The following is an 11478-nucleotide window of genomic DNA, read 5'->3' as shown; positions in this document are numbered from 1 at the left end:
AACTTGGCACACTATTGAGTTCTCAAACAACAGGCACTACCGGCACCACACAACCCGACAAAACCAGGCCATCCTCGCTCCGGAGCAACTTTACAAGCCTACCCGCACCCGACCATCCCCGCAAATCGGCTGGTTTCCACCGTTCCGGCTGTTTCCAGCTGGACCCCCAACCGGCTGGATTTTGGGATCAACAGATCCCGCTCCCAACCGTTCTTGTGGTCGCCATCCGACCGAGAACTTCGATCAGCGCGGATATAAACACTAGCACCCTTGAGGGCTGAATGTAAACCTCCGCCGGACCTCGTCGAGGTCCGGCGGAGGCCGGATGAGCGGTTACGCCCTGGCAGTCTTGGGCGCCAGGTACAGGACGCCCAAGGGGGGAACGCGCAGATCCGCGTGCGCGGGCTGGCCGTTGTGCCCGCCCTCGATGGCGGTGATGGCACCGTTCCCGACGCCGGATCCGCCGAACTGCTCTGCGTCGGTGTTGAGGACCTCGGCCCACTCCCCCGCCCAGGGCAGGCCGACGCGGAATCCCTCGTGCGGGCCGCCGGCGAAGTTGGCGATGCAGACGAGTGGGTTGCCCTGGTGGTCCCACCGGATGAACGACAGCGTGTTGCGTCCGCCGTCGTTCTCATCGATCCACTGGAAGCCGGCCGGCTCGTTGTCCCGCGCGTACAGCGCCGGGGTCTCCCGGTACACAGTGTTGAGCGAGCGCACGAGTTCCTGCACACCGCGGTGCGGCGGGGTGTCGCACAGCCACCAGTCGAGGCCGTGCTGTTCCGCCCATTCGGATTCCTGGGCGAACTCCGAGCCCATGAAAATCAGCTGCTTGCCCGGGTGGGCCCACTGGAAGGCAAGGTAGGCGCGCACATTGGCCAGCTGCTGCCAGCGGTCCCCCGGCATCTTCCGGAGGAGCGAGCCCTTGCCGTGCACCACCTCGTCATGGCTGATGGGGAGGAGGAAGTTCTCGGTGTACGCGTACACCATCGAGAACGTGGCCTTGCCATGGTGGTAGGACCGGTTGATCGGATCCTCGGCCATGTACTGGAGGGTGTCGTGCATCCAGCCCATGTTCCACTTCAACCCGAAGCCCAGGCCGCCGGCACTCGTCGGCCGGGTAACGCCCGGGAATGCCGTGGATTCCTCGGCGATCATGACGATCCCCGGTGCCCGCTTGTACGCGGTGGCGGTCACTTCCTGGAGGAAGGAGATGGCCTCGAGGTTTTCCCGTCCGCCGAGGCGGTTCGGCCGCCACTGGCCTTCCTCCCGCGAGTAGTCGAGGTAGAGCATCGATGCCACGGCGTCGACCCGCAGCCCGTCGATGTGGAACTCCTCGAGCCAGTACAGCGCATTGGCGACGAGGAAGTTGCGCACCTCCCGGCGTCCGAAGTCGAAAATCAGCGTTCCCCAGTCCATGTGCTCACCCAGCAGGGGATCACCGTGTTCGTAGAGCGTTCCGCCGTCGAACTTGGCCAGCGCCCACTCGTCCTTCGGGAAGTGTGCCGGAACCCAGTCCATGATGACGCCGATGCCGGCCTGGTGGAGCTTGTCGACGAGGTACTTGAAATCGTCGGGGTGACCGAACCGGGACGTCGGCGCGAAGTACGAAGTGACCTGGTAGCCCCAGGAACCGCCGAACGGGTGCTCCGCGACGGGCATCAACTCGACGTGCGTGAATCCCTGCCAGGTGACGTACTCGACGAGCTGCTCCGCGAGGTCGCGGTAGCTCAGGCCGACACGCCAGGACGCGAGGTGCACCTCATAGACACTCATCGGTCCGTTGTGCGGGTCCTTTGAGGCGCGTTCAGTCATCCAGGCGTCGTCTTCGAAGGCGTAGCGTGACTCGACGACGCGTGAACCGGTCAACGGAGGCACCTCGGTGCCGCGGGCCATCGGGTCGGCCTTTTCGCGCCAGTGCCCGTCGCTGCCAAGGATCTCGTACTTGTAGACGGCACCGGCCTGGGCGCCGGGGATGAAGATTTCCCACACCCCCGAGCTGCCGAGCGCGCGCATGGCGTTGATGCTGCCGTCCCAGCCGTTGAAGTCGGCCTTGACCCGCACGGCTCGAGCGCTGGGCGCCCAGACGGCGAAGGAGACGCCGTCGATCGCCCCTAGCACCGAGGAGTAGTGCCGGACGTGGGCCCCCAGGGCTGTCCACAGGGTCTCGTGCCGGCCCTCGGCAATGAGGTGCATATCGATCTCGCCGAGAGTTGGCAGGAACCGGTAGGGATCATCCATCAGCTGAGGCTCGCCCTCGTAGGCGACCTCCAGCCGGTAATCCGGAACGTGGCCCGGGGTTTCCGCGGCGACGGTCCCGACCCAGATTCCGTTGTGCTCGTGCGTGAGTTCCGTCCGCCCGCTGCCGGTCACGACGACGACGGAACGCGCCAGCCGGCGCAGGGTGCGGATGGTGACGGTCCCGGAATCGTCGAGGTGCGCGCCGAGCACCGCGTGCGGCTGGTGGTGCATGCCGTCCGAGACCTGCTGCAGGACATCCCGCGGTACCGCGATGGGCGTGGGGTCCGACGGCGGACCCGAGGGCGCCGCGGCACCCTTCCGCGCACCGGATGCGGCACCACCGGAAACCGCCGCATCAGCGGAACCCTGCCCGGTGGTGGAGCCGGCCCGGGGTCCGGCTCCGGTGGGAGCGAGCGGTGCGGCAGGGGGCTCGGCCGCGGCCCCTGCGGAAGCGGGAGTGCCGCCGGACGCTGCGGCTGCCATGGCGCCCACGGGGGCGGCCAGGGGTTGGCCGGTCAGAGCGTGGCGGACATCACGCGCCGGCATCTCGACCCACTCGGGCCGGTTCCGCAGCTCGTAGACCACCTCGTAGAGGGCCTTGTCGAGCCAAAGTGCCCGGAACAGGGGCGAAGCGGGGTCCACCTCGCGGCCCCTCTCGGAGGCATATCCGGCAAGGAACGCCGAGGTCGCCGCGGCGGCCCACTGCTCACCGGCGAGTGCCTCCGGAGAGCCTTCGGGCGACGCGCCGCGGGACGCGGCGGCGTACTCGAGGGAACGAACCATGCCCACGACGTCACGCAGCGGAACGTCCGGGACGCTCCGCTCAGCGGTTGGGCGCAGCGGTTCGCCTTCGAAGTCGAGCATGAGCCAGGAACCGTCCGGGGCCCGCAGGATCTGCCCGAGGTGGAGGTCTGCGTGGATCCGCTGCAGGGCGGGCAGCGCCTCAAGTCCGCGCACCTGGGAGAGGACGGCCTCGATGTCATCTTCAAGCGGCCCGACGGCCGTGCCTGCCTCGGCCCAGGCCCACTCGATGCGCCGGGTGAGTGCGTCCTTGAAGGCCTCCTGCTCGGCGGCGGTGGCCTGGCTGCTGCCGAAGGCTTCCTCGAGCTGCCCGTGAATCCGGGCCACGAGGGCACCTAGTTCGTGGGCCTCCGCGCTGAAGTCGGTTCCCGCCGAGGCGGCCAGGGAGGCGACGCGCCAAGCATCGGTGCTGCCCTCGATGAAGTCGCGCAGCACGCTCACGTGGCCGGTGACGTGATTTCCGGGCTCAGTGTTCGGCAGCTGCCATTCACCGGTGACCCAGCCGAAGGTGTCGGGAACGTCGGTTGAACCTACGGCCGTCAGCCCCGCGCAAACGTCGACGTCGGGGCTTTTGCCCGCGGCGAGCACACGGAAGAACTTCACGATCATCGAGGACGGACCGGATCCGACGACGACCGACGTGTTTGACTGCTCACCCTTCAGCACCTTGATGGGCTGCTTCGGAGTGGGCGCCGGCAGGTTCTCGAGGGCCAGTCCCTTCACGCGTCCGTCGCCGCTGGCGCCGGAAGCGCGGATCAGTTCAACCCAGGCGTTGACGAACGCCGGGTCGTGGGTGGCGTCGTAGACCCAGCGCTTGCCGAGGTCCGGATGCTCAATCTGTCCGAGGAGCCCGGAGGCCGCCTCGGGGAGGGGCTCCGCCCGGTAGCTGAGCGGGACATGAACGACGTCGGTGCGCCGGCCGGAGCCGACGGCGAGGAAGTTCACCTCGAGGGCGGCCTGGCCGGTCGGGTCGTCCAGGACCGTCCCACCGACAACGGTGAGTGAAATGTCCTTGCCGCGGGCGGGGAACCAGCGCTGTGCCGGAAGCCACTCGGTAAGGATTTCTGGAAGGAAAGGCGTGTGGGGTCCCATTACTTAATAGCCTCCGGGATAGGTATGACGGGCAGCGCCGCGGTGTGGGGCGATGCGCTGTTCGAGCTTGCCGATCGCAGCCGGAGCCAGTAGAAGGCATGGCTTCCAAGGGTCAGGGTGATGTTGCCGTCCTCGGCGAAGGCCGGGAAGGGCATTCCGCCGAACAGGTCCCGCAGGCCCCTGCCGGCGAATTCGGGGAGGTGCAGGTTGGCTGCGACGGGGTGCTGGGAGAGGTTGAAGATGCAGAGCACCACTTCCGGACGCTCGCCCTCGGAGTTGCCCTCGTGGACCTCGCGGACGAACGCGAGGACGGACTCGGACTCGGTGGGCACGTTGCGGTAGTCCCCGAGCCCGAAGGCCGGGTTGGCGCGGCGGACGGCGAGCATCTGGCGCATCCAGTGAAGCAGGGAGCTGGAGGTGGCAAGCTGCGCCTCAACGTTGACGTGGTTGTAGTGGTACACCAGCGACTGCACCACGGGCAGGTACAGCTTGCCCGGGTCGGCGGTGGAGAACCCGGCATTGCGGTCTGGGTTCCACTGCATCGGGGTGCGGGAGGCATCCCGGTCCTCGAGCCAGATGTTGTCCCCCATGCCGATCTCGTCCCCGTAGTAGAGGAACGGGCTGCCCGGCAGGGACAGCAGCAGGGCGTGGATCAGTTCCACCTCGGCCCGGGAGTTGTCGAGCAGCGGCGACAGGCGGCGCCGGATGCCGACGTTGGCGCGCATCCGGGAATCCGGCGCGTACCAGCCGAGCATCGCCTCACGCTCTTCGTTGGTGACCATCTCGAGGGTGAGCTCGTCATGGTTCCGCAGGAAGGTCCCCCACTGGGCTCCGCCGGGGATCGACGGCGTCTCTTTCATCGTCTCGATGATGGGGGCGGCTTTCTGGTCCCGCAGGGCGTAGAAGAGCCGGGGCATGATCGGGAAGTGGAACGCCATGTGGCACTCCGGACCGGTCTCGTCGCCGAAGTATTCGACGACCTCCTCCGGCATCTGGTTTGCCTCGGCGATGATCACGCGTCCGGGGTAGTTCTCGTCGACCATGGCGCGCAGGTCCTTAAGGAACTCGTGCGTCTTGGGCAGGTTCTCGCAGTTGGTGCCCTCCTCTTCGAAGAGGTAGGGGATGGCGTCGGCGCGGAACCCGTCGATCCCCTGGTCGAGCCAGAACCGCACCACATTGAAGATCGCCTCGATGACCTTCGGGTTTTCGAAGTTGAGGTCCGGCTGGTGGCTGAAGAACCGGTGCCAGAAGAACTGTCGGCGGACCGGGTCGAAGGTCCAGTTGGACTCCTCGGTGTCGACGAAGATGATGCGCGCGTCCTGGTACTTCTCGTCGGTGTCGCTCCAGACGTAGAAGTCGCCGTAGGGGCCCTCGGGGTCGCGGCGCGACTCCTGGAACCAGTGGTGCTGGTCCGACGTGTGGTTCAGGGGCAGGTCGATGATGACGCGCACGCCACGGGCATGCGCCTCGGCCACCAGCCGCTTGAAGTCGCTGATGGTGCCGAATTCATCGAGCACGTCGTAGTAGTCGGCGATGTCGTAACCGCCGTCGCGCAGCGGCGATTTGAAGAACGGGGGCAGCCACAGGCAGTCCACACCGAGCCACTGCAGGTAGTCGAGCTTGTCGATCAACCCGGAGAAGTCACCCGACCCGTCGCCGTTGGCGTCCGCGAATCCCCGCACCAGTACTTCGTAGAAGACGGCCTTGCGGTACCAGTGGGGGTCGTGCGCAAGTCCGGGTGCATTGAGTTGGAAGGGGTTGGGCACTAGTGCTTCCTCCTGACATAGAGAATGTGTGCCGGTTCCACGTGGGCGTCCAGCCTGACGTAATTATGTTCGCCCCAGTTCCAGCTTGAACCGGTGAGGAGGTCGTCGACGCGGAACGTGCCGTCCTCGTTGCGGTCCTCCGGATCGATCGCGAGGGCGTCGAGATTGAGGGATACCGTGCTCTCGCGGGCGCTGTGCGGGTCGACATTCACCACGATGATGAGCGTGTCCTTCCCGTTCTCGGTCTCCTTGTGCTTGGAGAACACGACCGTTGCCGAGTCGGTGCTCGAGTGGACGGTCAGGTTCTCGAGGTCCCCCAGGGCGGGGTGCGCCCGCCGGATCGCGTTGAGCCGGGTCAGGTACGGGGCCAGCGAACGCCCCTCCGCCTCGGCTGCGGCGTAGTCGCGCGGGCGGTATTCGAACTTCTCATTGTCGATGTACTCCTCGGCGCCCGGACGGGCAACATGCTCGAACAGCTCGTAGCCGGAGTACACGCCCCACAGCGGGCTCGCCATCGAGGCGAGCACCGCGCGGATCTTGAACGCCGCCGGGCCGCCGAACTGCAGGAACGCCGTGAGGATGTCCGGGGTGTTCACGAAGAAGTTCGGCCGGAAGTAGGGCGCCGAGACCTTACTGACCTCGGTGAAGTACTCCTCGATCTCCGTCTTGGTGTTCCGCCAGGTGAAGTAGGTGTACGACTGCTGGAAGCCGGCGCGGCCCAGGGCGTGCATCATCGCGGGCCGGGTGAAGGCCTCGGCGAGGAAGACGACGTCGGGGTGCTTGGCGTTGACCTGCGCAATGAGCCACTCCCAGAACTGGACCGGCTTGGTGTGCGGATTGTCGACGCGGAAGATCTTCACGCCGTGGTCCACCCACAGCAGCACGATCCGCAGGATCTCCTGCGGCAGCCCGACCGGATCGTTGTCGAAATTGATGGGGTAGATGTCCTGGTACTTCTTGGGCGGGTTCTCGGCATAGGCGATCGAGCCGTCCACGCGCGTCGTGAACCACTCTGGGTGCTCGGTGACCCAGGGGTGGTCCGGGGAGGCCTGGAGCGCGAAGTCGAGGGCGACCTCAAGGTTCAGCTCCGCGGCCCGGGCCACGAACGCGTCGAAGTCCTCGAAGGTGCCAAGGTCCGGGTGGATGGCGTCATGGCCGCCGTCGACCGAGCCAATGGCCCACGGCGAGCCGGGATCACCCGGGGCCGCGGTGAGCGTGTTGTTCGGGCCCTTGCGGTGCGTTTCGCCGATGGGGTGGATCGGGGGCAGGTAGACGACGTCGAAGCCCATGTCCGCGACCGCGTCGAGGCGTTTGGCGGCCGTACGGAAGTTGCCGGAGATCCAGCGGGCGGCGGCGGCGTCGTACACGGCTCCCTCGGAGCGCGGGAAGAATTCGTACCAGGCACCGCGCCCGGCCCGGTCGCGCTCAACCAGGATGGGGTAGGCCTCCGACGGGGTCACCAAGGAGCGGATCGGCTCACGCTCGATCGCGTCGAGGATTTCGGGCGTGCTGCCGGCCGAGAGGCGTTCCTCGACACTGAAGGCAGTGTCCGCGAGGGTTGCGGCGGTGCGGCGGAACAGTTCGGCGTCGCGGGGCGACCGGTCGGCGGCGGCCCGGGTGAACAGGGCGGCCCCTTCGGCGAGCATCAGTTCCACGTCGACGTTCGCGGCGATCTTCACCGTCGCATCGTGGACCCAGGTCCCGTAGAGATCGGACCAGCCTTCAATGGTGAAGGTGTTGAGGCCGGCGGCGGTGGGACGGAGCAGGCCCTGCCACCGGTCCAGGCCAGCGCCCACCGGGTGCAGGCGGATCCGCTGCTCTTCCTTGCCCTCCGGGTCGTACAGCACCGCCGAGACGCCCAGTTGGTCGTGGCCTTCCCGGAACACGGTCGCACCGACGACGACGTCCGCCCCGGGCACAGCCTTGGCGGGGAATTGGCCTCCCTCGACGACCGGACTGACGCCCGTGATGGGGATGCGGCCGAACCGCAGCCCTTCCGCATAGGTGCCTTGACGTGGTAGTTCGCTAGATAGGGTCACCCACAGCACGTTAGCGAGTATTGGAGCGAAATGCTAAGGGGGCTTCGCGTAATAGAACGATATCTTCGGCGATTACGTAAGCGGTTACGCCCGGTGCTCCCCAGCGGAACGCAAGTGCGCTAGCGTAACCAAAGTGAAGGCAATCCGTAGATTTACAGTCCGAACCGTCCTCCCCGAAAGCATTGCCCCTCTGGGCAAGCTGGCGGGCAACCTGCGCTGGTCGTGGCACCTGCCGACAACGCGCCTGTTCGAGGACATCGACCCTGCGGCCTGGGAAGCGAGCAACCGTGACCCCGTGGCCTTCCTCGGATCGGTGACGCGCGAGAGGCTGCAGCAGCTCGCAGCCAATGAGAAGCTCGTCGCCCGCATCCAGGAGCTGGGCGCCGACCTGGACAGCTACCTGACCGAGCCGCGCTGGTACCAGTCACTCGGCGCTGACGCTCCCCGCTCCATCGCCTACTTCTCCCCCGAATACGGCATCAGCGCCGTGCTGCCCCAGTACTCCGGCGGCCTCGGGATCCTTGCCGGTGACCACCTCAAGGCGGCCTCGGACCTCGGGGTGCCGTTGGTCGGCGTCGGGCTGCTCTACCAGGCCGGCTACTTCATGCAGTCGCTCTCCCGCGACGCCTGGCAGCAGGAGACCTATCCGGTACTCGATCCGGACGGGCTTCCCCTCACTCTGCTCCGCGAGGAGGACGGCACGCCCGCCCGCGTGGTCCTCCCCCTGCCCAACGGACGCCAGCTGATTGCGCACATCTGGCGCGCCGACGTCGGCCGCGTTCCGCTGCTGCTGCTTGACTCCAACCTGCCCGGCAACGACGAAGCAGCGCGCACGGTCACCGACCGGCTGTACGGCGGCGGCGGGGACCAGCGCCTCCAGCAGGAACTCCTGCTGGGCATGGGCGGAGTCAAGGCCCTGCGCATCTTCCAGCGCCTCACCGGCGCTCCGGCGCCGGAGGTGTTCCACACCAATGAGGGCCACGCCGGCTTCCTCGGCATCGAGCGGATCCGCGAACTGATGGATTCGGCCAGCGAAGCGCCGATGAGCTGGGAGGAGGCCCTCACCGCGGGCCGGGCCTCAACGGTGTTCACCACCCACACTCCGGTGCCGGCCGGCATCGACCGCTTCGAGCGCGCACAGATCGAGCACTTCTTCAACGCGGGGCTGGCGCCGTCCGTACCGACCGACAAGGTGCTGGCCCTGGGCGCCGAGAACTATGAGGGCGGCGACCCGGCGAAGTTCAACATGGCCGTCATGGGCCTGCGGCTGGCACAGCGGGCCAACGGCGTCTCCAAACTCCACGGCGAGGTCTCCCGCGGCATGTTCTCCGGGCTCTGGCCGGGATTCGACACCCGCGAGGTGCCCATCACCTCGGTGACGAACGGCGTGCACGTTCCCTCCTGGGTCGACCCGCTGATCGCCGACTTCGCCCGCGAGAACTTCGGGGCCGAATCGGTCCTGGACCAGCGATGGGCCCGCGTGTACGACGTCGCGGACGAGAAGATCTGGGCGCTGCGTCGGAGCATGCGCTCCAACCTCGTCGACGACGTCCGGGCCCGCCTGCGCTCCTCCTGGAAGAAGCGCGGGGCCGCCGACGCCGAACTGGCATGGACCGACACGGTGCTCGACCCCGATGTGCTGACCATCGGGTTCGCCCGCCGTGTCCCCACCTACAAGCGCCTCACCCTCATGCTGCGCGACCCCGCCCGGCTCAAGGCGCTGCTGCTCCACCCCGAGCACCCGATCCAGCTCGTGGTCGCGGGCAAGTCCCACCCGGCGGATGAGCAGGGCAAGCGCATGATCCAGGACATGGTGCGATTCACCGACGATCCGGAGGTCCGCCACCGCATCGTCTTCCTGCCCAACTACGACATCGCCATGGCGCGCATCCTGTTCCCCGGCTGCGATGTCTGGCTGAACAACCCGCTGCGCCCGCTGGAGGCCTGCGGCACTTCCGGCATGAAGGCGGCGATCAACGGCGGCCTCAACCTCTCGGTGCTCGATGGCTGGTGGGACGAGATGTACGACGGCGACAACGGGTGGTCGATTCCCACGGCCAACAACGGAGCCTCCGCCGACGAGCGTGACGACATCGAGGCGGCGGCGCTCTATGACCTCCTCGAAAATCAGGTCGCCCCGCGGTTCTATGGATCGGTGACCGCCGCAGCGGCCGGGTCGGCCGGCCCGTCGGAGCCCTCGCACGACGGCATCCCGCACCAGTGGATCGCCATGATCAAGCACACCATGGCGACCCTCGGCCCGGCCGTCTCGGCCGAGCGCATGCTCCAGGACTACGTCGGCCACCTGTACCAGCCGGCCTGGCGGGCCGGCCGGGACGCCACCGAGGACCGGTACGCCCTGGCGCGGCGCACAGCCGCATGGCGCACCCGCATCCAGGGCGGCTGGCCCGCCGTCCAGGTGGAGCACGTCGATTCCCTCGGCGTGAGCGAGGATCCGCAGATCGGTGACGCGCTCACGGTCAACGCCTACGTCGCCCTCGGCAACCTCGACCCCTCCGATGTCGCGGTGGAGGTCGCGTACGGGCGGGCCGCCGGCGACGACGAGCTCAGCGATGTGACCCTGGCCGAACTGCGGGTCGCCGAGAACCTGGGCAGCGGGCGGTACCTCTTCACCGGGGACACCCGGATCGAACACTCGGGGTCGTTCGGCTACACGGTCCGGGTGCTGCCGCGGCACGCGACCCTGGCCTCCAGCGCCGAACTCGGGCTGGTCGTCAACGCCTGACCTCCGGTGGGCAGCACCGCCTGGCGGTGCTGCCCACCGGAGGCTTGCCAGGGACCGTCCTGCCCACCCACCGCCGCCCGTCAGCGGGCAGATCCACGAACACGCGCCGCCCGAGACGGTCCTGCCCACCCATCACGGCTGATCGGTGGGCAAATCCTGTTATGCCCACGGGCCGGCCGGGTTCAGTGGGCAGAAGTGGCCGCCTGGGTTCGTTCAGGTGGCCGGGGTGTCCCCTCCCGCCCCGACGGACCGCCGCAGAACTGCCAGCGCCTTCCGCAGGTCGTGAGCCGGCCCCGCAAGTTCGACCCCTCCCCCGGGCATCGAAAGCTCCACAACGCGCCAGGTCGGGCCCATCCGGAAAAACCCCTCGGACACGGTGATGTCCCGCTCGGGGCCGACCGCGTGCACCGTGAGACTCATCAGTTCGCCGTCGTCGCTCCCGTCTAGCCGTCCGTGGGGCTGGAAATAAAGCCGGCCCCTCCCTGGTGTCGCGAGACCCGGCTTCCAGGCCCGGGGCGCACCCGGCACTGCATCACTCCGGGCCCGCAGCAGTGATTCGACCTGGCTTTGGGCCCCGCGAAGACGCCGTCCGGAACGCCATCTGCTCAGGTCGACCGCCAGAAGAAATCCGACCACCACCAGAGCCGGCCAGATCCGGTATGCGCTCCACGGCACATTCGTCAGGGCGTGCACCGCCCCCATCACCGCAAGCAGCAAAGCCGTCTTGAGGACGACTGCGATGAATCCGTTGCGGCTGGGCATAAGGCACCCTAAACCGACGTCCCGTCGGCTGGCG

General features: G+C 67.6%; 5 protein-coding genes. 1 reads left to right on the top strand and 4 read right to left on the bottom strand.

What is annotated here, in order from left to right; all coding sequences use genetic code 11:
- Positions 1-333 precede the first annotated feature (333 nt).
- Genes glgB through E2F48_RS13950 form a run of 3 tightly spaced genes read right to left on the bottom strand, consistent with a single transcriptional unit; the run spans position 334 to position 7936 of the window.
- The gene (glgB, locus tag E2F48_RS13960) at positions 334-4131 is read right to left on the bottom strand and encodes a 1,4-alpha-glucan branching protein GlgB (RefSeq protein ID WP_133404549.1); all 3798 of its coding nucleotides are present in this window, start codon (positions 4129-4131) and stop codon (positions 334-336) included.
- Entirely contained in the window at positions 4131-5897 is a 1767-nt protein-coding gene (gene treS, locus E2F48_RS13955; RefSeq protein WP_133404548.1) for a maltose alpha-D-glucosyltransferase, read from the bottom strand. The genes glgB and treS overlap by 1 nt, the downstream gene beginning before the upstream one ends.
- On the bottom strand, positions 5897-7936 hold the full coding sequence (locus E2F48_RS13950; RefSeq protein ID WP_133404547.1) for an alpha-1,4-glucan--maltose-1-phosphate maltosyltransferase: 2040 nt from the start codon (positions 7934-7936) through the stop codon (positions 5897-5899). The genes treS and E2F48_RS13950 overlap by 1 nt, the downstream gene beginning before the upstream one ends.
- 133 nt (positions 7937-8069) lie before the next feature.
- On the opposite strand from E2F48_RS13950, the gene glgP reads away from it, so the two are divergent.
- A complete protein-coding gene (glgP, locus tag E2F48_RS13945; RefSeq protein ID WP_133404546.1) occupies positions 8070-10682 on the top strand; it encodes an alpha-glucan family phosphorylase in 2613 nt (870 codons plus the stop codon).
- 213 nt (positions 10683-10895) lie between these two features.
- Here the strand turns inward: glgP and E2F48_RS13940 are convergent, their stop codons facing one another.
- A complete protein-coding gene (locus E2F48_RS13940; protein WP_133404545.1) occupies positions 10896-11444 on the bottom strand; it encodes a hypothetical protein in 549 nt (182 codons plus the stop codon).
- Positions 11445-11478: the final 34 nt, after the last annotated feature.

This window comes from Arthrobacter crusticola, from assembly GCF_004357995.1.
GTDB lineage: Bacteria > Actinomycetota > Actinomycetes > Actinomycetales > Micrococcaceae > Arthrobacter_D > Arthrobacter_D crusticola.
Note: the sequence above shows the minus strand (reverse complement) of the source record. Positions and strands in the feature narration are given on the sequence as shown.